Annotated in this window: 16 protein-coding genes and 1 pseudogene; 10 read left to right on the forward strand and 7 right to left on the reverse strand. The window is 63.9% G+C overall.

Going from position 1 to position 19,829, the window contains the following annotated elements; genetic code table 11:
• The first annotated feature begins 25 nt into the window (after window positions 1-25).
• Window positions 26-1,429 carry a CitMHS family transporter gene (locus tag IE116_RS25570; protein WP_189616754.1) on the forward strand — a complete coding sequence of 468 codons (1,404 nt, stop codon included), beginning with the start codon at window positions 26-28 and terminating at the stop codon, window positions 1,427-1,429.
• 17 nt (window positions 1,430-1,446) lie between these two features.
• On the opposite strand, the gene IE116_RS25575 is transcribed toward IE116_RS25570, so the two are convergent.
• Window positions 1,447-2,202, reverse strand: a complete 756-nt coding sequence (locus IE116_RS25575; protein WP_189616756.1) for an SDR family NAD(P)-dependent oxidoreductase — start codon at window positions 2,200-2,202, stop codon at window positions 1,447-1,449.
• Window positions 2,203-2,345: 143 nt separating this feature from the next.
• Here IE116_RS25575 and IE116_RS25580 point away from each other — a divergent pair, with 143 nt between their 5' ends.
• Window positions 2,346-3,335 carry an AraC family transcriptional regulator gene (locus IE116_RS25580; RefSeq protein ID WP_189616758.1) on the forward strand — a complete coding sequence of 330 codons (990 nt, stop codon included), beginning with the start codon at window positions 2,346-2,348 and terminating at the stop codon, window positions 3,333-3,335.
• 80 nt (window positions 3,336-3,415) lie between these two features.
• On the opposite strand, the gene serA is transcribed toward IE116_RS25580, so the two are convergent.
• From serA to ahpC, 5 genes are all read right to left on the reverse strand, one after another.
• Window positions 3,416-4,612 carry a phosphoglycerate dehydrogenase gene (serA, locus tag IE116_RS25585; protein ID WP_189616760.1) on the reverse strand — a complete coding sequence of 399 codons (1,197 nt, stop codon included), beginning with the start codon at window positions 4,610-4,612 and terminating at the stop codon, window positions 3,416-3,418.
• 162 nt (window positions 4,613-4,774) lie between these two features.
• On the reverse strand, window positions 4,775-6,079 hold the full coding sequence (gene phoR / locus IE116_RS25590; protein ID WP_189616761.1) for a phosphate regulon sensor histidine kinase PhoR: 1,305 nt from the start codon (window positions 6,077-6,079) through the stop codon (window positions 4,775-4,777).
• 44 nt (window positions 6,080-6,123) lie between these two features.
• Window positions 6,124-6,837, reverse strand: coding sequence for a phosphate regulon transcriptional regulator PhoB (gene phoB, locus IE116_RS25595; RefSeq protein ID WP_189616763.1), 714 nt, complete (start codon window positions 6,835-6,837; stop codon window positions 6,124-6,126).
• Between the two features lie 260 nt (window positions 6,838-7,097).
• Window positions 7,098-8,669 (reverse strand): alkyl hydroperoxide reductase subunit F, encoded by a 1,572-nt coding sequence (ahpF, locus tag IE116_RS25600; RefSeq protein ID WP_189616765.1) that lies wholly within the window; start codon window positions 8,667-8,669, stop codon window positions 7,098-7,100.
• Window positions 8,670-8,747: 78 nt separating this feature from the next.
• On the reverse strand, window positions 8,748-9,311 hold the full coding sequence (ahpC, locus tag IE116_RS25605; RefSeq protein ID WP_189616767.1) for an alkyl hydroperoxide reductase subunit C: 564 nt from the start codon (window positions 9,309-9,311) through the stop codon (window positions 8,748-8,750).
• A gap of 293 nt (window positions 9,312-9,604) precedes the next feature.
• Here ahpC and IE116_RS25610 point away from each other — a divergent pair.
• The 7 genes and pseudogenes from IE116_RS25610 to IE116_RS25640 all read left to right on the forward strand — a co-directional run.
• Window positions 9,605-10,018 (forward strand): annotated as a pseudogene (locus tag IE116_RS25610) (gamma-butyrobetaine hydroxylase family protein); the annotation flags it as partial.
• A 92-nt stretch (window positions 10,019-10,110) separates the two neighbouring features.
• Window positions 10,111-10,884, forward strand: a complete 774-nt coding sequence (gene ubiE, locus IE116_RS25615; RefSeq protein ID WP_189616771.1) for a bifunctional demethylmenaquinone methyltransferase/2-methoxy-6-polyprenyl-1,4-benzoquinol methylase UbiE — start codon at window positions 10,111-10,113, stop codon at window positions 10,882-10,884.
• Window positions 10,885-11,101: 217 nt separating this feature from the next.
• Window positions 11,102-12,109 carry a Tim44 domain-containing protein gene (locus tag IE116_RS25620; RefSeq protein WP_189616773.1) on the forward strand — a complete coding sequence of 336 codons (1,008 nt, stop codon included), beginning with the start codon at window positions 11,102-11,104 and terminating at the stop codon, window positions 12,107-12,109.
• A 104-nt stretch (window positions 12,110-12,213) separates the two neighbouring features.
• Complete coding sequence (locus IE116_RS25625; protein ID WP_189616775.1) at window positions 12,214-12,852, forward strand: ubiquinone biosynthesis accessory factor UbiJ; 639 nt, start codon at window positions 12,214-12,216, stop codon at window positions 12,850-12,852.
• 6 nt (window positions 12,853-12,858) lie between these two features.
• Complete coding sequence (gene ubiB, locus IE116_RS25630) at window positions 12,859-14,412, forward strand: ubiquinone biosynthesis regulatory protein kinase UbiB (protein ID WP_189616777.1); 1,554 nt, start codon at window positions 12,859-12,861, stop codon at window positions 14,410-14,412.
• Between the two features lie 90 nt (window positions 14,413-14,502).
• Window positions 14,503-15,942 carry a high affinity choline transporter 1 gene (locus tag IE116_RS25635; RefSeq protein ID WP_189616779.1) on the forward strand — a complete coding sequence of 480 codons (1,440 nt, stop codon included), beginning with the start codon at window positions 14,503-14,505 and terminating at the stop codon, window positions 15,940-15,942.
• Between the two features lie 106 nt (window positions 15,943-16,048).
• Entirely contained in the window at window positions 16,049-16,954 is a 906-nt protein-coding gene (locus tag IE116_RS25640) for a ferritin family protein (protein ID WP_189616781.1), read from the forward strand.
• Between the two features lie 114 nt (window positions 16,955-17,068).
• Here the strand turns inward: IE116_RS25640 and IE116_RS25645 are convergent, their stop codons facing one another.
• Complete coding sequence (locus tag IE116_RS25645) at window positions 17,069-18,517, reverse strand: DegQ family serine endoprotease (protein ID WP_189616783.1); 1,449 nt, start codon at window positions 18,515-18,517, stop codon at window positions 17,069-17,071.
• Between the two features lie 195 nt (window positions 18,518-18,712).
• On the opposite strand from IE116_RS25645, the gene IE116_RS25650 reads away from it, so the two are divergent.
• Entirely contained in the window at window positions 18,713-19,489 is a 777-nt protein-coding gene (locus IE116_RS25650; RefSeq protein WP_189616785.1) for an enoyl-CoA hydratase, read from the forward strand.
• Window positions 19,490-19,829: the final 340 nt, after the last annotated feature.

The raw sequence follows: 19,829 nt of genomic DNA on the forward strand, positions 1-19,829 counted from the left end.
TGACAGCTGGTGCAACGGTTCACTTATGTTGACATTCCTCGGTTTCGCGATGGTGGTGACGTTCATGACGCTCATCATGACCAAGCGCCTGTCGCCTCTGGTCGCGCTCATCATCGTCCCCATTGCGTTTGCGCTGCTCGGCGGTTTCTATGCCGACGTGGGCGGCTTCATGCTCGATGGCATCCGCAAGATCGCGCCCACTGGCGTGCTGCTGATGTTCGCCATTCTGTATTTCGGCCTGATGCTGGATGCGGGCCTGTTCGATCCGCTGATCAACGGCATGTTGAAACTGGTGCGCGGCGACCCGCTCAAGGTCGTGATCGGCACCGCGATCCTGGCGCTGGGCGTCTCGCTCGACGGCGACGGATCCACGACCTACATGATCACCGTATCGGCCATGCTGCCGCTGTACCGCAAGCTGGGACTGCGGCCGCTGGTCATGGCCTGCGTCATCATGCTGTCCAGCGGCGTGATGAACATCCTGCCTTGGGGCGGCCCGACGTCGCGTGCCGCGGCCGTGCTGCACCTGGACGTCGGTGACGTGTTCGTGCCGATGATTCCGGCAATGATCGTCGGCGCCATCGGCGTGATCCTGATCTCGATCTGGCTGGGCCTGAGCGAGCGTGCGCGCATCGGCCGCATCGACTACGTGGGCGACAAGGCCGGCACGGGTGCGATGGCCATGGCAGGCGCAGGCGCCTTGGCCGGTGGGTCCGGCGCCACGGTGGCCCGTCCGCCGGTGGATGACGACGCCAGCCGCACCACCGAAGAAGACGCCCTGCAGTCGGAAACGGAAGCGGCCAAGCGTCCCAGGCTGATCTGGATCAACGCCGCACTGACCTTGGGCCTGATGATCGCGCTGATCTACGGCGTGCTGCCGCTGCCGGTGCTGTTCATGATCGGTTTTGCCATTGCGCTGCTGATCAACTATCCGGGCATGAAGGCCCAGCGCGATCGTATCGCGTCGCACGCCGACAGCGTCCTGGCCGTGGTCGCCGTGATTTTCGCCGCCGGCATCTTTACGGGCATCCTGGCCGGCACCGGCATGATCGAAGCCATGGCAAAAAGCGCGCTGGCGCTGCTGCCGCCAGCGCTCGGCCCGTATCTGGCGCCGATCACCGCGGTGCTCAGCCTGCCGTTCACGTTCTTCCTGTCGAACGACGCGTTCTACTACGGCGTGGTGCCGATCATCGCCCAAGTGGCCGGCAACTACGGCATTTCGCCGGTCGAGATCGCCCGGGCATCGCTGGTGGGCCAGCCCGTCCACCTGCTCAGCCCGCTGGTGCCATCGACCTACCTGCTGGTGGCCCTGGCCGGCGTCGAGTTCGGCGACCACCAGAAATTCACCATCAAGTGGGGCATCCTGATCTGCGCGCTGATGCTGGTGGCGGGGTTGGTGTTTGGCATCTTCCCGCTGATCGGGGGGTGATTGGAAGCTGATCGGCGTCAGATGTTCTGGCCGCCTGACACCTCGATCCGCTGGGCATTGATCCAGCGGTTGTTGTCGGTCAGCAGGCTGGCGACCATGGCGCCGATATCGTCCGGCACGCCGACCCGGCCCAGCGCCGTCATGCCGGCAAACTGGGCGTTCAGGTCGGCGTTGTCCCGCACCGCTCCGCCGCCAAAATCGGTTTCGATCGCGCCGGGCGCCACGGTGTTGACCGCAATGCCGCGGCTGCCCAGCTCCTTCGCCAGGTACATGCTCAGGACTTCAACGGCGCCTTTGGCCGCCGCATAGGCGCCAAAGCCAGGAAAGGCGAAGCGGGTCAGGCCGGTCGACAGGTTCACGATACGACCCCCGTCGGCCAACAGGGGCAGCAGCGCCTGCGTCAGGAAAAACACTCCCTTTACGTGCACGTCGAACAGCCGGTCGAACTGCGCTTCGGTCGTGTCGGCGACCAAGGCCATGTCGCCATGGCCGGCATTGTTCACCAGGTGATCGAAGCGATCCCGCTGCCAGGTGTCGGCCAGCGCCGTGCGCACCTGCTGGGCAAAGCCGGCAAACGATGAAAACTTTCCGCTATCCAGCGGAAACGCCACGGCCTTGCGGCCCAGCGCTTCGATCTCGGCCACCACCGCTTGCGCATCGGCTGCGCGGCTTTGATAGGTAAAAATGACGTCGCCGCCCTGGCGGGCGATGTGCAGCGCCATGTTGCGGCCCAGGCCGCGGCTGCCGCCGGTAATGAGTGTGATGGGGGTCATGTGGGGACTCTTGGAACAGGGTAGGTTGCGAGGAGTCCAGTGTCCTGCCGCGCGGCGCGGCCAGGTTGCCGGAACCTCGCGCGCTTTTGCCTGATCCTCCAAACCGCTGTCGCCGCGGCGCGCACCGCACTAGACTGGCAGCAATGGATACCTTGCTCGATGCGGTTCGCCGCTATACCCAGTCGCATGCCGGCGCCGATGGCGTCGCCCAGACGCCGATCGACGGCCTGATGCTGGTCCGCGCCACCGTGCCCAGCGGCCTGCTGTACGACATCTCGCGGCCGCTGGTCTGCCTGGTGCTGCAAGGGAGCAAGCAGGTCACGGCGGCCACGCATTCGGTGTCGTTCTCGGCGGGTGACTCGCTGCTGATCGCGGTCGACGTGCCGACGGTCAGCCAGATCACTCAGGCCAGCATTGCCGCGCCCTACCTGTCGTTGGCGCTGGTGCTCGACCCGGCCATCATTGCCGACCTGACCGGTCAGATGGAGGTTGTCCGAACCGGAACTGCACACGGTCGCCAAATCACCGCCGCGTCCAGCGCAGGGCTTCAAGATGTCCACCGTGATGGCGATGCCGGATCGTTGTCCAGGGATGCCGCCCTGCACGTCGAGCCCACTGAAGCAGACGTGGCCGACGTCGCCCTGCGCCTGGTGCGATTGCTTGAACGCCCGGCCGCCGTGCCCGTGCTGCAAGCGCAACTGGTCCGCGAAATGCACTATTGGCTGCTGGCCGGCAGGCATGGTCCGGCCATCCGCCGTCTGGGCTGGCCCGAAGGACATGTGCATCGCATCGCGCGCGCCGTGGCCGTGCTGCGCGCCGACTACGCGCAACCGATCGCCGTGGAACGCCTGGCTACAGTGGCCGGAATGAGCCCGTCGTCCTTCCACCAGCATTTCCGCGCCGTCACGTCGCTGTCGCCCCTGCAATTCCAGAAGCACTTGCGGCTGCTCGAGGCGCGGCGTTTGATGCTGACCGACGGCGCCAGCGCCAGCAGCGCCGCCTTCAAGGTCGGCTACGAAAGCGTGTCGCAGTTCACCCGCGAGTACAGCCGGACCTTCGGCCAGCCGCCGGTGCGAAACGTGCGCCTGGCGCTGAACCAGGCAACGAGTGACGACTCCGCCCGGTCTCTCTGACGCTCAGGCATCAAAAAAAAACGCCGTAGCCCCCAAGCAGGCACGGCGCTTTTCGTTGACGCAACCCGGCGGTCACCCCTTCACAGTACGTCGCAACGCACCGTGATCGGATGGCGTTTGAGCTTGTCGATCATGTCCGGGCTGGGCGCATCGCTAATATCCGTCAGCACGAAGCCGACCGGGCCCTTGGTCTGCAACTGCTGGCTGACGATGTTCAGCTTGGCGTCCGCAAACAGGCTGTTCAGCTGCGCAAGCGCGCCGGGAACGTTCCGGTGCACATGCAGAATGCGCGCCGTGCCGGCCGGTTCCTGGTAGGGCAGCTCCGGGAAGTTGACGGCACCCTTGGTCGTGCCGCTTTCCACGAAGCGCACCAGCTTTTCCGCCACTTCACGGCCGATGTTCTCTTGCGATTCCATCGTGCTGCCGCCAATGTGCGGCGTCAGGATCACGTTGGGCAGGCCGATCAGCGGGCTGGCCAGCGGCTCGTCCACGCCCTTGGGCTCGACCGGGAACACGTCCAGCGCCGCGCCCGAAATGTGCCCGGTGTCCAGCGCCGCGCGCAGCGCGTCGATGTCCACCACGGTGCCGCGCGACGCGTTGATCAGGATCGCGCCCCGCTTCATCATCGACAGCGTGCCTTCGTTCATGATGTTTTCGGTCGACCGGCCGCCCGGCACATGCAGCGTGACCACGTCCGACTCGGCCAGCAAGGTCGGCAGGTCGTAGGCGCGTGCATTCCCCAGCGGCAGCTTGGCTTCCACATCATGGAAGATCACACGCATGCCCAGTTGCTCGGCCAGCGTACCGATCTGCGATCCGATATTGCCGTATCCGATGATCCCCAGCGTCTTGCCACGGGCCTCGTACGACCCGTTGGCCGTCTTGTCCCAATGGCCCTGATGCACCCGCAGGTTCTTCTCGGGAATCCGGCGCAGCAGCAGGATCGCTTCGGCCAGCACCAGTTCGGCCACCGACCGGGTATTCGAAAACGGCGCGTTGAACACCGGAATGCCCGACTCCATGGCCGTCGTCAGGTCGACCTGGTTGGTGCCGATGCAAAAGCAGCCCACTACACGCACCTTGCGCGCCGCTTCGAACGCGGCCTTGTCCATCTGCGTGCGCGAGCGGATGCCAACGACATCGGCGTCGCGGATTGCTTCCTGCAGCGCATCAGGCGGCAGGGCGCTGTTGTACGTCACGATGTCGGTAAACCCGGCGGCGGTGAACACCTCGCGCGCGCTGGGGTGGATGTTTTCCAAAAGTACGATTTTCGCCATACAGGGCAACTCCGGGCTGATAGGGGCGGGCAGGCGCTTCGATTCGAAGCGGGTGGCCATCCAACCTTCGACTGTCACACATTCGGCCGGCTTTGTTAAGAAAGCCACCTCGGCCAGGCGGGGAATTCCGGGCCTGGCCTTGCCGGGATGCGCATGAACCGCTTATTGGCGGTCGCCGTCGGTCAGGCGTGCCCGTGGAAAGTGCAGAGAGAAGCAACTGCCGCGCCCGACCTCGCTGGTGATCTCCAGTTCAGCGCCATGACGCATGGCAATGTGCTTGGCAATCGCCAGGCCAAGCCCGGTGCCACCTGACTCCCGCGACCGGCCCCGATCCACGCGGTAGAACCGTTCCGTCAGGCGGGGCAGGTGGTGGGCGGCAATGCCGATGCCCGTATCCGTGACCGAATACCGCGCGCTGCCGTCCGGCTCCGTACGCCACCGGACCGTCACCTTGCCCCCATCCGGGGTGTAGCGCACGGCATTGATGAGCAAGTTGGAAATCGCCGACGACAGTTCGCTGCCCGAACCCAAGACGTCCAGTTGCGGGTCCACTTCGCTGCTGAGGGTGTGCCGGCCATTGGACAGCGCCTCGGCCTGCGACAGGGCGGTGCGAATCAGGCCGGGCATGCCGACAGGTTGCGGGTCGGTGGTGGGTGACGATTCCAGGGTCGACAGCGTCAGCAGGTCGGCCACGATGGCCTGCATGCGCTGGGCTTGCTCGTGCATCGTCGTCAGATACTGGTCGCGCTGCGCCTGGGGCAGGGCGTCGGCAGGCATCTCGATCAGGGTTTCCAGAAAGCCGGCCAGCACGGTCAGCGGCGTGCGCAGTTCATGCGACACGTTCGCCACGAAGTCCTGGCGCGTGGTCTCCAGCTTTTCGATCTGCGTCACATCGCGCGTCAGCAGCATGCGCTGGCGCTTGTTGTAGCTGATCAACTGCACCATCAGCACCCGGTCACCCGATCCGGGACTGCGTACCAGCACCGGCGATGGCCATTCCAGCTGGCGGGCATAACGCACGAAATCCGGCGATCGCACCAGGTTCAGCAGGCTGTGGCCGCGGTCTTCGGGCAGCCGCAGGCCCAGGTGGTGCCTGGCGATGCGGTTGCACCAATCGATATGAAAGTCTTCGTCAAGGGTGACCAGCCCGTCGGGCAGCGCCTGGGCGGCCGACAGGAAGCCCTGCACATTGCCTTCCAGCAAGGCCAGCTGGCGTTCCTGGCTGCGCAAATGACGGTAGATGCGGGCCAGCGCGTCGTCCCACGAGCCGGCCGACGGCGGCGGCGGGCGTTTCAGGTCGCGCGTCCAGCGCGTGACCCGCGACAACTGCCAGATGTGCCAGCACAGAAGGGTGCCCAGCCCGAAGCTGAACAGCGCCCAACTGCCATGATGCCCCGCAACGGGGTGTCCCAGCGCGGCAAGACCGCCCCACGCGAGGACAAAAACGAGATTTCGGATCCAGACCATAAGGGATTGTCGCAGCACCCGGCAGGGCGTGGACCCTTTCCTGCTCAGTCGTTCAGCTGGACGCCGGGAACCGGTTGGGCGGTAAAGCGATAACCGCTCCCCCGGACCGTCTCCACATGACCGTCATGGCGGCTGGGTTCCAGGGCCTTGCGCAGGCGGCGAATGTGCACATCCACCGTGCGTTCTTCGACGAACACGTGATCGCCCCAGACCTGATCGAGCAGCTGCGAGCGCGAAAACACGCGTTCAGGGTGCGTCATGAAAAAGTGCAGCAGGCGAAATTCGGTCGGACCGATCGCCAGCGGCACGTCATTGCCGGCCAGCCGGTGCGTGACGGGATCGAGCTTCAGGCCCGCCACCGTGATCATGTCGTCGGTCAGCTGCGGCGCACGGCGGCGCAACACGGCCTTGATCCGCGCCATCAGTTCCTTGGGCGAAAACGGCTTGGTAATGTAATCGTCCGCGCCGGCTTCCAAGCCGTCGACCTTGTCCTGCTCGGCGCCCTTGGCGGTGAGCATGATCACCGGGACCGCCTTGGTGCGTTCCTCGGCGCGCAGCTTGCGGGCCAGGGTGATGCCGGATGCGCCGGGCAGCATCCAGTCGAGCAGGATCAGATCGGGCAATTCGGCGCGGATCAGCGTCTGGGCCTGCTCGGCGTCCGTCGCGCGCAGCACCTTGTGCCCCGCGAACGACAGGTTCACGGCGATCAGTTCCTGGATGGCGGGTTCGTCTTCGACGACTAGGATGGTGCTGGACATGGGTTGTGTGATTCAGGTTGCTGGACCATGTCGATAGTATGGCGGCAATGTTTCAGGTATGTGACCGCCAGGGTGCCGGACCGTTGCGGCCCCTGCACGGGGGTTGCCTGGCACGCTGCGCGACCCCGAAAACGCTGCCCGCAATACACGACCTCAGCACGCCACCTCAGCACGCGACCCGCAGCACGCGGCCAAAAAAAAGCCTCCACAAGGTGGAGGCTTTTTCTCAGAACCAGCCGGTCAGGCCTGCTGCACTTGCATCAGGCGGCTTCGGGGACGCTCGACCGGATCAGGTAATCGAAGGCGCTCAACGCCGCCTTCGAACCCTCACCTGCAGCCACGACGATCTGCTTGTACGGCGTGGTGGTCGCATCGCCTGCCGCAAACACGCCCGGCAGGTTGGTGTGACCCTTGGCATCGACTTCGATCTCGCCAAAGCGATTCAGCGTCACGGAATCCTTCAGGAAGTCCGTGTTCGGCACCAGGCCGATCTGCACGAACACGCCTTCAAGCTCGATGCGATGCTTCGTGCCCGTCGCCATGTCCTCATAGTGCAGAGCGCTGACGACACCGTCCTTGCCTTCGACTTCCGTCGTCTTGGCACGCGTCAGGATGGTCACGTTCGGCAGACTTCTGGCCTTGGTCACCAGCACGGCGTCTGCACGAAGCTGATCACCAAACTCGATCAGCGTGACGTGAGCCACAATGCCGGCCAGATCAATGGCTGCTTCAACACCCGAATTGCCGCCGCCAACCACGGCCACACGCTTGCCCTTGAACAACGGACCGTCGCAGTGCGGGCAGTAGGCCACGCCCTTGTTCTTGTACTCTTCTTCACCTGGCACGTTCAGCATGCGCCAGCGTGCGCCCGTGGCAAGCACGACCGACCGCGACTGCAGCACAGCGCCGTTTTCCAGCTGCACGCCGATCAGTTCCCCCGGCTCGCTGGCCGGGATCAGCTTGGCGACGCGCTGCAGGTTCATGACGTCGACGCCATACTGCTTGACGTGTTCGAGCATGTCGGCCGCAAACTTCGGACCGGTGGTTTCCTTCACCGAAATGTAGTTTTCGATGCCCAGCGTGTCATTGGTCTGCCCGCCGAAGCGATCCGCAACGATGCCGGTACGGATGCCCTTGCGAGCTGCGTACACCGCTGCACCCGCGCCGGCAGGACCGCCGCCCACGACCAGCACGTCGAACGGCTTTTGCGCCGCCAGACGCGCCGCGTCCTTGGCTTCCCGATTGGTATCGAGCTTGGCAACGATTTCCTCGACCGTCATACGGCCCGAGGCAAACACTTGCCCGTTCAGATATACGGAGGGAACCGCCATGATCTCGCGCTCGGCCACTTCCGCCTGGAACAGTGCGCCATCGATGGTCGTCACGTTCACGTCGGGGTTGACCGCAGCCATCACGTTCAGGGCCTGAACCACATCCGGGCAGTTGTGGCACGACAAGGACATGTAGACCTCGAAGTTCAACGGACCGGCAAGCTCGCGAACGTTGGCCAGCACCGACTCTTCCACCTTGGGCGGGTACCCGCCGACCTGCAGCAGCGCCAGCACGAGCGAGGTGAACTCGTGGCCGAGCGGCAGTCCGGCAAAGCGCACGCGCGGAGCCTGCCCCGGACGCGTGATGGCGAAGGACGGCACGCGGGCGCCCGACACATCTTCGCGCAGCGACACTTGTGGTGAGCAGTCGAGGATGTCTTCGAGCAGGCCACGCATTTCGGTACTCGACGCGCTGTCGTCCAGCGCCGCAACGAGTTCGATGGGACCGGGGAGGCGTTCAAGATACGCTTTGAGCTGAGCCTTGATGGTGGAGTCGAGCATGGTGTTCCCAGATAAAAAGGAGGAGCTGCGCGTGGAGCTCCTCGCGCCAGCAACAATGGATTGCGTGACGGGTATTACTTAGATCTTGCCAACCAGGTCGAGCGAAGGAGCAATCGTCTTTTCGCCTTCCTTCCACTTGGCCGGGCACACTTCGCCAGGGTTGTTCGCAACGTACTGGGCAGCCTTCAGCTTGCGCAGGGTTTCCTGAACGTCACGGGCAATGGCGTTGTCATGGATTTCGAGGGTCTTCACGACGCCTTCGGGATTGATGACGAACGTGCCACGCAGAGCCAGACCTTCTTCGGGGATGTGCACACCGAAAGCGTTGGTCAGGAAGTGGGTGGGATCACCCACCAGCGGGAACTTGGCCTTGCCGACGGCTGGCGAGGTTTCGTGCCACACCTTGTGCGAGAAGTGCGTGTCGGTCGTGATGATGTAGACCTCGGCGCCCAGCTTCTGGAAGGCTTCGTAGTTGTCGGCCGCGTCTTCGACTTCGGTCGGGCAGTTGAACGTGAAGGCAGCCGGCATGAAGATGAACACAGACCATTTGCCCTTCAGGGTCTGGTCGGTGACTTCAACGAACTTGCCGTTGTGGAAAGCCTGGGCCTTGAATGCGGGGATCTGACTGTTGATGTGAATCATGCTTGGTTTCTCCAGTGGTTGCCGCAGCACATCTGCGACTTTGATAAATTATAGCTATATTATTGTGCCATACGATTGAATTTATATATCACCCCGATAGGCACGCCGTGTCGAGGGCGCAAGGCTTAAAACCACTCCAATTACCTGCGCAACTCTTTCGTGTTGGGGCATCCGCGCCCATCGCAAGCCTTCATTTTCGAGTCGATGCGTTACAGCGCGAGCAGCGCGCGGGTCGTCACCCCTTGGGCCGCAGCCGCTTGGGCTACCATGACGGTCTGTCACCGAGAATGTCCATGGCCGGCCTCAATAAAGATACCCCTATCCCCACCCGCTTCGTTCTGCATGGCGCCTCACGCGTGCTGGAAGTCGAATTCGACAACGGCAAGGTGTTCCGCCTGCCGTTCGAGCACATGCGGGTGCATAGCCCGTCTGCCGAAGTGCGCGGTCACGGCGTCGGGCAGGAAGTGCTGCAGGTGGGCAAGCGCGACGTGACGATCGTCCAGCTCGTGCCCGTTGGCAACTACGGCGTGCAGCCCACCTTTTCGGACGGGCATTCCACGGGCATCTACTCGTGGGACATCCTGTACGACCTGGGCGACAACCATGACGCCCTCTGGCAAGCGTATTTGGCGCAGCTGGAAGCAGCGGGCGCATCGCGCGATCCGGCCGATGCCGGCGGCGCCGCGGCCCCCGCCGGCCACGACCATGAGCATGGCCACGGATGCGGTCACGATCACGGCCACAGCCCCGCCGCGCCGTCCGAGCCCGCCATTACCGAAGTCCGTCGAGGAGCCCGTCAATGAGTGAACCCCGTTATCCCGCCGATCCGTCAGCCGATACCGCCGGCACGACCCATTTCGGCTTCCAGAAAGTGGCTGAAGACGACAAGGTGCGCAAGGTCGCCGAGGTCTTCCATTCAGTGGCGGCCCGCTACGACGTCATGAATGACCTGATGTCGGGCGGCCTGCACCGCATGTGGAAGGCCTTTACCATCGGCCGCGCCAACGTGCGCCCCGGCATGAAGGTGCTGGATATCGCCGGCGGCACGGGCGACCTGGCGCTGTCGTTTGCCAAGCGCGTCGGCCCGACCGGCGAGGTCTGGCTGACCGACATCAACGATTCCATGCTGCGCGTCGGCCGCGACCGGCTGCTCGACAAGGGCGTGCTGCTCCCGACCGCTGTCTGCGACGCCGAAAAGCTGCCATTCCCGTCGGGTTACTTCGACCGGGTCACCGTTGCCTTCGGCCTGCGCAACATGACCCACAAGGATCGCGCGCTGGCCGAAATGAAGCGCGTGCTGCGCCCGGGCGGCAAGCTGCTGGTGCTGGAATTTTCGCGCGTGGCCAAGCCGCTGCAGCCCGCCTACGACTGGTACTCCTTCAATATCCTGCCCTGGCTGGGCAAGACGGTGGCCAAGGACGAGGCCAGCTACCGCTACCTGGCCGAATCGATCCGCATGCACCCCGACCAGAAAACCCTGGCCGGCATGCTGGAACAAGCCGGCCTGTCGCGCGTCCAATATTTCAACCTGAGCGCAGGGCTGGTGGCGCTGCACGAGGGCGTGTCGCTCTAGCAGGCGCGGCCCAAGGCCAAGCCGTCCCGATCGTGAAGCACCTTGCAACCGATCGGGCGAAAAAGGGCCGAGTTTCGCTTGGACCTTTTGCGATAGTCCGCTACATTCAGCTTATTGTCAGGAAGATTTCTGCGCCATGGCCTTCTGCGGGGAAGACCCGGGCTTGCAAAAATCGATTCCTGCCCGACATGACATTGATTAGAGGAGAGAACACACAATGTCTCGACGTTTCCTGTCCAAGATCCTGCCGGCTCTGGTGATCATGGTTAGCGCCAGCTCGATGCTGGTGGTGGCCGATGCCGAAGCCAGGCGCGCCGGCGGCGGCAGCAGCATTGGCCGTCAATCCAGCAACGTGACGCGCCAGGCGCCCCCGCCTGCACGCACGCCACAACAGAACAACACCACGTCGCAGGCGGCAGCGCCGGCAGCGGGTGCTGCCGCAGGTGCGGCCGCCACGGCGGGCGCACGCAGCGGCATGGGCCGCTTCCTGGGCCCGATCGCGGGCATCGCCGCCGGCCTCGGCCTGGCAGCGCTGTTCTCGCACCTGGGCATGGGCGCGGCCATGGCTGAAATGATCGGCAGCATGCTGCTGATCGCTTTGGTCATCTTCGCGGTCATCTTCCTGGTGCGCCGCTTCCGCGGTGCGGGCGCCCAACGTCAGCAGCACGCCTTCCAGGGCGCGGCAGCAGGCGGCAACGACCGCAATGCCCCGATCGCGCCGCGTGCGGCGGATCCGGCCCCGATGGCGCGTCAGTCCGACGCGGCGCTGCCCGCTTCGGCAGCGGCTGCCGGCGTGTCGCCTGCTGTCGTGGCAGCGCCTCCGGTCGAAACGGCTCTGGGCGAGTGGACCATTCCTTCGGACTTCGACACCTCCAACTTCCTGCAGAACGCCAAGGCGCACTTCGTGAAGCTGCAGGCCGTGTGGGACCGTGGCGATACGAACGAAATGCGTGAACTGGTCACCGACGACCTGCTTGCCGAACTGGGCCAGCAACTGGCGCAGCGCGAAGGCCAGAACGTGACCGAAGTGGTGCTGCTCAATGCCGAGCTGCTGGGCATCGAAACCGTGTCCGACGGTCACCTTGCCAGCGTGCGTTACTCCGGCATGTTGCGTGAGGCGCCGGGTGCGGAAGCCTTCCGCTTCGAGGAAATCTGGAACCTGTTCAAGCCCCAGCAAGGCGGTTGGCTGCTGGCTGGCGTCCAGCAGATTCCGGTAACGCAATAAACGTCTATGCAAGGACCGGCTGTCCTCAACAGCCGGTAAACTGCACGGGTTGAACCCCGTGGAACGCCCGTCCTCGGACGGGCGTTTGTCATTCTGTGTCCCCTATGCCTTTGCCCGCCTTGAGTCCCTACAACGCTGCTGCCCGCGCGCTCGACGCGCTGTTGTCTCGTGAGCCCTGGGCCCAGGCGCGTCTTGCGCCCCACGCCGGAAAGATCGCCCGCCTCGTCATGGGCATGGGCACCCTGACCTTGCAGGTGTCCGAGCAGGGCGGCGTCGTGCTGGCCCCGGCCGATGCCGTGCCCGATGTGACCCTGACCGTCGCGACCGACAAGCTGTCGGCGCTGATGGCGGCCGACACCGCGCAGCGCATGAGCGCCGTGCGGATCGACGGCGACGCCGCGCTGGCCCACGTGATCGGCGATCTGGCGCGCGACCTGCGCTGGGATGCCGAAGACGACGTCGCCAAGGTGATTGGCGACATCCCGGCTGCGCGTCTGTTCGGATTCGTCCATGGCGTGGCCCAGGGCGCCCGCACCGGTGCCCGCCGGTTTGCCGAAAACGTCGCGGAATACCTTTCCGAAGAGAGCGGCGCCGTGGCGTCGTCGTACGAACTGGAAGCCTGGAGCGCCGGCGTGCGCAAGATCCGCGACGACAGCGAACGTTCGGCAAAGCGGGTCGACGCCTTGGCGGCGCGGCTGGACGCACTCGAGGCGCGCCGCGCCCGCAGCCAGAGCAAGGGGTAAGGCCGGATGTTCACCCTGCTGCGTTTGGTCCGGATCATGGCCATCATGTTCCGGTACGGTCTTGATGACCTTGTTCTGTCCAACATCCGCCACCGCTGGACCGCCCGCACCCTGCGCATCATGCGCTTTGGCCGCAAGCTCGACGCCCCGCGCGGCGAACGCCTGCGCCTGGCGCTCGAATCGCTGGGTCCCATCTTCGTCAAATTCGGCCAGGTCATGTCGACCCGGCGCGACCTGATCCCCGCCGATATCGCCGACGAACTTGCGCGTCTGCAGGACCGCGTGCCGCCGTTCCCCTCGGCCGTTGCCATCGCGTCGATCGAAAAGGGCCTGGGCCGCCATCCCGACCAGCTGTTCGCGAGTTTCGAACGCGAGCCGGTCGCTTCCGCGTCGATCGCCCAGGTGCACTTCGCGGTGTTGCATGATGGCCGCCACGTGGCCGTCAAGGTGCTGCGCCCGAACATGCGGCCCATCATCGACAACGACATGCGGCTGATGCGCGCGCTCGCCCGGCTGATCGAACGTGTGTCGCCCGACGGCAAGCGCCTCAAGCTGACCGAAGTCGTGGCCGAATTCGACACCTACCTGCATGACGAACTGGACCTGCTGCGCGAGGCCGCCAACTGCAGCCAGCTGCGCCGCAACTTCTCGCCCGAAGGCCCCCGCGGCGACCTGCTGATCGTGCCGGAAGTCATGTGGGACTACTGCTCGGCGTCCATCTTCACCATGGAACGCATGTACGGTATCCCCGTCAATCACGTGGGCCGCCTGCGCGAAGCCGGCGTCGACCTGCCCAAGCTGGCCCGCGACGGCGTCGAAATTTTCTTTACCCAGATGTTTGCCGACGGCTTTTTCCATGCCGACATGCACCCGGGCAACATCTACGTGTCCGACCGGCCCGAATCGCTGGGCCGCTACATCGCGCTCGACTTCGGCATCGTCGGGTCCTTGTCCGAATTCGACAAGAACTACCTGGCGCAGAACTTCCTGGCCTTCTTCCGCCGCGACTACCGCCGGGTCGCGCAGTTGCACATCGAATCGGGCTGGGCCCCGGCCGAAACGCGTGAAGAAGAACTTGAAGGCGCGATCCGCGCTTGCTGCGAACCGTATTTTGATCGGCCGCTGTCCGAGATTTCGCTGGGACAGGTGCTCCTGCGCCTGTTCCAGACCTCGCGCCGCTTCAATGTCGAAATCCAGCCGCAACTGGTCCTGCTCCAAAAGACCTTGTTGAACATTGAAGGCCTGGGCCGCGAACTCGATCCCAAGCTGGACCTCTGGAAAACGGCCAAGCCTTATCTGGAAAACTGGATGCAGGAACGGGTCGGGTTCAAGGCGCTGCGCAACGGCCTGAAGCGTGAAGCGGAACAGTGGGCGCAGATGCTGCCCGAGTTGCCGCGCCTGCTGCATGCCCGCCTGGCCGAACCGCTGCACAGCGAAGCCCTGCGCCTCGAAATGGTGCGCCTGCGGCAGACCCAGCAGCATGGCAATCGCCTGCTGGCGGCACTGACTGGCGTGCTCGCCACCGCGGTGGCTGTGGCTTTGTGGGCACTGTCCCGGTAAAGCGACTTCAGGCTTGAGATAAAACCTGGGACCCCCGCGGGTCTGCGTGCGATACTCGCGCCGTTTGTTTCGAACTGACGGCGCGCGATCATGGTTCTGGGCTTTGTCCTTCTCTATCTGCTGACCTCCATCGCGATCGGGCTGTTTGCCGCGCGCAAGGTGTCCACCTCCGCCGACTATGCGGTCGCGGGCCGCTCGCTGCCGCTCTATATTGTCATCGCCACCACCTTCGCAACCTGGTTCGGGTCCGAAACCGTGCTGGGGGTGTCCGCGGTTTTCATCAAGAGCGGCCTAGGAGGGGTGGTCGAAGACCCATTCGGCGCCGCGTTCTGCCTGGTGCTGGTGGGTCTCTTTTTCGCCAAGCGCCTGTACCAGCACAACCTGCTGACCCTGGGCGACTACTTTCGCGAACGGTACGGCACGATGGTCGAAGTGTTGATGAGCGTCGCCATCATCGTGTCCTACCTCGGCTGGGTGGCTGCGCAGATCAAGGCGCTGGGCCTGGTGTTCCACATGCTCGATCCCACCATGTTCTCGCAAACGCAGGGCATGCTGGTCGGCGCGGCCATCGTTACCACCTACACCCTGTTCGGCGGCATGTGGTCGGTCGCGCTGACCGATTTTTTCCAGATGATCGTGATCGTGCTGGGCCTTTTCACCATTGCCTACTTTGCGACGGATCTGGCCGGGGGCATCGGCCCTGTCATGGACCAGGCCGTCAGCCGCGACCTTCTCAGTTTTGCGCCGCCTGCCAACGCGCACGACATCCTCTTTTTCTTTGCCGCCCTGGTGACCATGATGCTCGGGTCGATTCCCCAGCAGGACGTCTACCAGCGCGTCATGTCGTCGCGCGACGTGCGCACCGCGCAGCGCGGGCCCATCATCGGCGGGCTGCTGTACCTGCTGTTTGCCTTCATTCCCATGTACATCGCGCTGTCGGCCTTTGGCGTGATGCCCGATATCGTTACGTCCCTGCTGCAAGACGACCCACAAAAGGTCCTTCCGACTTTCATCCTGCAACGGATGCCGGCGCTGGCGCAGATCTTCTTTTTTGGCGCCTTGCTCTCGGCCATCATGTCGACGGCGTCGGCCACCTTGCTGGCGCCATCCACCACCTTTGCCGAAAATATCCTGCGGCATCTGGTCCCGGCCATGGACGACCGTCGATTCCTGCGCGCCATGCGCGTGTCGGTGGTGGTGTTTGCGGTGTGCGTGCTGACCTTTGCACTTAATACAACCGACAGCATTTATGAAATGGTGGCCGGCGCCTATACCGTGACGCTGGTCGGCGCCTTCGTGCCTCTTTTCATGGGCTTGTACTGGAAACGGGCCACCACGCAAGGGGCGTTGGCATCTTCCTTGCTGGGTGTCGTATGCTGGCTCATGTGCAGAAGCGCGTACGCCGAGGTGTTCCCACCTCAGTTGGCGGGGCTGATCGGCGGTTTCGTCGGCATCTTTGCAGGGTCCTTGCTGCCACAGGTCATTCGAAGCAAGGTGCGGCCGGCACTTCATCCGGATTTGACGGTCTGACGGAATTCCCGTCATCAAGAGGTCACTGGGCGAACGATATCGTGCCCTTGCGCTGCGGCGCGCAGGCACGTGCAACCCATTGATCCATAAGAAAGAAAGGCTCGCTATGCTGTACCCCGAATTGTTCAAATCGCTGGAGTCCGTCCGTTGGGACATGGACAAGGACGTGCCTTGGGACCAGTTCGAGGCCGTCAAATTGACCGACGAACAGGCCAATACGATCAAGATGAACGCGATCACGGAATGGTCGGCGCTTCCGGCGACCGAAATGTTCCTGCGCGATAACCGCCATGACAGCGACTTCAGCGCGTTCATGTCGATCTGGTTCTACGAAGAACAGAAGCATTCGCTGGTGCTGCAGGAATACCTGCGCCGCTTCCGGCCCGATCTGGTCCCGACCGAAGCCGAACTGCACAACGTGCGCTTCGAATTCGACCCGGCGCCGGAACTCGAAACGCTGATGCTGCACTTCTGCGGCGAAATCCGTCTGAATCACTGGTACCGTCGCGCCGCCGAATGGCATACCGAACCCGTCATCAAGGCCATCTACCGTCTGATTTCGCAAGACGAAGCCCGTCATGCGGGGGCCTACCTGCGCTACATGAAGCGGGCGTTGACCAGCCGCAGCAAGGAACTGGGCGACCAGGCGCGGGCCGCGTTCTCCAAGATCGGCGTGCTGATGGCGTCGGCTCGCCGCACACCGCAGGCGCTGCATCCGACCAATCTGCACGTGAACAAAGACCTGTTCCCCAACGACACCATCCAGTCGCGGGTGCCGGAACCGGGCTGGCTCGAAACCTGGCTGGATCAGCAGATCAATTTCGACAAGGAATGGGAGACCAAGGTCGCGGACCGTATCCTCCACAACATGTCGCTGTTGCTCGATCGCAGCTTTGCCACGGTGCAGGACCTGAATCGCTACCGCAAGGAAGTGAGCAAGGAAGTGGCTGACAATGTGGCGGGCGCGGTGGCGGCGGTCAAACAGGTGACGACACCGCCGCAGACGGCCTGACGGGCAAGGTGCGGGGCGCCGGGCGTCGACGCAAACAAGCGCAGCATCTTTCAATGATGCTGCGCTTTTTACATGGTGGGCCCGGACTGCACGCCTGGGTCCAGCAGGGCCGGCTTACCCGATCCGTACCGGCAGGAAAATCTTGTTCGGACCGCGTTGCACCAGCAACGCCACGTTCCTGCCCGCCTTGGTCACCAGCGCGCGCACCTGTTCCACCGTGGACACCGGCGTGCCATTGAGCGACAGCAGCACATCTCCCGGTTCCACGCCCGCCTGTTCGGCAGCGCCGCCTACCTGGGCGACCAGCAAACCTCCGGGGGCGCCCAGTTCCTGCTGTTCGCGGGGATCCAGTTCACGCAAGGCCAGTCCCAGCTTGCCGCCCTGGGCGGCATTCCCCTTGGCCGAAGCCGTCTGGGTCGGCACCTTGCTTGCATCGCCCAGTTGCGCCGTCAGTTGTTGGGCGCCGCCATCACGATGGATGCCCAGCGTCACTTTCTCGCCCGGCATGGCCAGGCTCACCACCGCAGGCAGATCGCCCGACACGATCACCGGCTTGCCATTGATGCTGCGAATCACGTCGCCCACCTTCAGTCCCGCCTTGTCCGCCGGGCTGCCTTTCTCGACACTTGACACCAGGGCGCCCGAGGGCGAATCCAGCTTGAACGAATCGGCCAGCGCCTGGTTCACGTCCTGGATCGTCACCCCCAGCCGGGCATGCTGCGCCTTGCCGGTCGCCACGATCTGGTCCTTGATCTTGGTCGCGACGTCGATCGGGATCGCAAACGACACACCCTGGTAGCCGCCGGTCTGGCTGTAGATCTGCGAATTGATGCCGACGACTTCGCCGCGCGCATTGAACAGCGGCCCCCCTGAATTGCCAGGATTGACGGCGACGTCGGTCTGGATGAAGGGCACCGATCCGTCATTGGGCAGCGACCGGCCCTTGGCGCTCACGACGCCGGCGGTCACCGTATTTTCCAGGCCGTAGGGCGAACCGATGGCCAGCACCCAGGCGCCCACCCGCAGGTCGGCCACATTGCCCAGCGCCACGACGGGCAGGTCCTTGGCGTCGATCTTCAGCACGGCCACGTCGGTGGTGGTGTCGCTGCCCAGGACCTTGGCAATGAATTCGCGGCGGTCGGTCAGCTTCACGACCACTTCTTTCGCATCGCGCACCACATGCGCATTGGTCAGAATGATGCCGTCCGCACTCACGATAAAGCCCGAACCCTGGCCCTTGACCGGGACCTGGCGCTGCTGGCGCGGGTCCTGCCGGAAGAACTGGGCAAAGGGATCGTCGCCGTCGTCGGACTGGTCCGCCACCTTGGTCATGCCACTCACGCTGATGTTGACCACCGCCGGACCATAGCGGTCGGTGATCTGCGAGAAGTCGGGCGGCGTGACGACGCCAACCGGTGCAGCCGGCGTGGCCGCGACCTGGCTGGTGGGCGTGACGGCGCTGTCGGACACGGTACGGGTGAAAGCCGTGGCCCCCGCCGCACCGAACACACCGGCGGCAATCACGGCAACGACGAGAGGGGTGGTCTTGAACGGGGTGGTCATGGTGACTCCTGATTGGGTCTGATAAAGACAGAGACGGTTTGGTATGGGATGCATGATCAGGCCCCAGGCTTAGGGGAAACTTAAGACGGCGAGTCGCCTGGCCCACGCCCTCCGGGCAAGCTCCCGGTGCAGCCGTGCGCGAGGTGTGGTGTAGTAGCAGTCGAACCCTTCACTCTTTTCAGCAAGGATGTCTTCATGAGCGAATCGCTGGTACTCACCGACACCCGTGGCCGCGTTGGCCTCATCACCCTGAACCGCCCCAAGGCGCTCAATGCCTTGAACGACGCGTTGATGGACGAACTGGGCGCCGCGCTGCTGGCCTTCGACGCCAATGAAGACATCGGCGCGATCGTGATCACCGGGTCCGACAAGGCGTTCGCAGCAGGGGCAGACATCGGGGCCATGAAAGACTGGACCTATATGGATGTCTTCGGCGCCGACTACATCACCCGCAACTGGGAAACGATCCGCAAGGTGCGCAAGCCGGTGATCGGCGCCGTGGCGGGCTACGCGCTGGGCGGCGGCTGCGAGCTGGCCATGATGTGCGACATCCTGATCGCAGCGGACACGGCCAAGTTCGGCCAGCCGGAAATCAAGATTGGCATCCTGCCGGGCGCGGGCGGGACCCAGCGCCTGCCGCGCGCGGTCGGCAAGGCCAAAGCCATGGACCTGGTGCTGACCGCAAGAATGATGGACGCTGCCGAAGCCGAGCGCGCCGGCCTGGTATCCCGGGTGGTGCCCGCCGACAAACTGATGGAAGAAGCACTGGACGCCGCCACGGTCATCGCGTCCATGTCCATGCCCGCCGTCATGATGGCCAAGGAAGCGGTCAACCGCGCGTATGAAGCGCCCTTGAACGACGGGCTGCTGTTCGAACGCCGGATGTTCCATTCCTTATTCGGCACGCATGATCAGAAAGAGGGCATGACAGCCTTCATGGAAAAACGGAAGCCGGCTTTCCGGAATAAATAGAGCGATCAAATAGCGCGGGTGGGGGGAGGGGCAAAGGAGGGAGAGCCAGGGCCCTATGATCCGCCGCTGGCTTCTGAAGAGCCCTTTTTTGGAGTCGGCCGTAAATAGCTAGGGGAAAAGCTGGCTCCGGCTTGCAAACCGAAATTCATCCGTGCTATATTCATTGGCTCGACGGAACAAAAGCAAAACGCAACGCGATCTGCCTAGGCAGCAGCGGTGCAGCGGGTTCTGAAGAGCAGCAGTGGTGATGGAGCGAAAGTTCCAGGTGGAATGAAGTTCCAGGTCGTGAAGATGTCTAGCAGTTGGATGTTTCGACAGTTTGACAAGCGTAAAAAACTTC

The sequence above is a fragment of the Pigmentiphaga litoralis genome (assembly GCF_014651835.1).
Lineage (GTDB): Bacteria > Pseudomonadota > Gammaproteobacteria > Burkholderiales > Burkholderiaceae_B > Pigmentiphaga > Pigmentiphaga litoralis.

Bases quoted from the DNA above. Each gene is read 5' to 3' on its own strand.
- IE116_RS25570 (WP_189616754.1), top strand. From the start codon at position 26: ATGTTGACATTCCTCGGTTTCGCGATGGTGGTGACGTTCATGACGCTC.
- IE116_RS25575 (WP_189616756.1), bottom strand. From the start codon at position 2,202: ATGACCCCCATCACACTCATTACCGGCGGCAGCCGCGGCCTGGGCCGC.
- IE116_RS25580 (WP_189616758.1), top strand. From the start codon at position 2,346: ATGGATACCTTGCTCGATGCGGTTCGCCGCTATACCCAGTCGCATGCC.
- serA (WP_189616760.1), bottom strand. From the start codon at position 4,612: ATGGCGAAAATCGTACTTTTGGAAAACATCCACCCCAGCGCGCGCGAG.
- phoR (WP_189616761.1), bottom strand. From the start codon at position 6,079: ATGGTCTGGATCCGAAATCTCGTTTTTGTCCTCGCGTGGGGCGGTCTT.
- phoB (WP_189616763.1), bottom strand. From the start codon at position 6,837: ATGTCCAGCACCATCCTAGTCGTCGAAGACGAACCCGCCATCCAGGAA.
- ahpF (WP_189616765.1), bottom strand. From the start codon at position 8,669: ATGCTCGACTCCACCATCAAGGCTCAGCTCAAAGCGTATCTTGAACGC.
- ahpC (WP_189616767.1), bottom strand. From the start codon at position 9,311: ATGATTCACATCAACAGTCAGATCCCCGCATTCAAGGCCCAGGCTTTC.
- ubiE (WP_189616771.1), top strand. From the start codon at position 10,111: ATGAGTGAACCCCGTTATCCCGCCGATCCGTCAGCCGATACCGCCGGC.
- IE116_RS25620 (WP_189616773.1), top strand. From the start codon at position 11,102: ATGTCTCGACGTTTCCTGTCCAAGATCCTGCCGGCTCTGGTGATCATG.
- IE116_RS25625 (WP_189616775.1), top strand. From the start codon at position 12,214: ATGCCTTTGCCCGCCTTGAGTCCCTACAACGCTGCTGCCCGCGCGCTC.
- ubiB (WP_189616777.1), top strand. From the start codon at position 12,859: ATGTTCACCCTGCTGCGTTTGGTCCGGATCATGGCCATCATGTTCCGG.
- IE116_RS25635 (WP_189616779.1), top strand. From the start codon at position 14,503: ATGGTTCTGGGCTTTGTCCTTCTCTATCTGCTGACCTCCATCGCGATC.
- IE116_RS25640 (WP_189616781.1), top strand. From the start codon at position 16,049: ATGCTGTACCCCGAATTGTTCAAATCGCTGGAGTCCGTCCGTTGGGAC.
- IE116_RS25645 (WP_189616783.1), bottom strand. From the start codon at position 18,517: ATGACCACCCCGTTCAAGACCACCCCTCTCGTCGTTGCCGTGATTGCC.
- IE116_RS25650 (WP_189616785.1), top strand. From the start codon at position 18,713: ATGAGCGAATCGCTGGTACTCACCGACACCCGTGGCCGCGTTGGCCTC.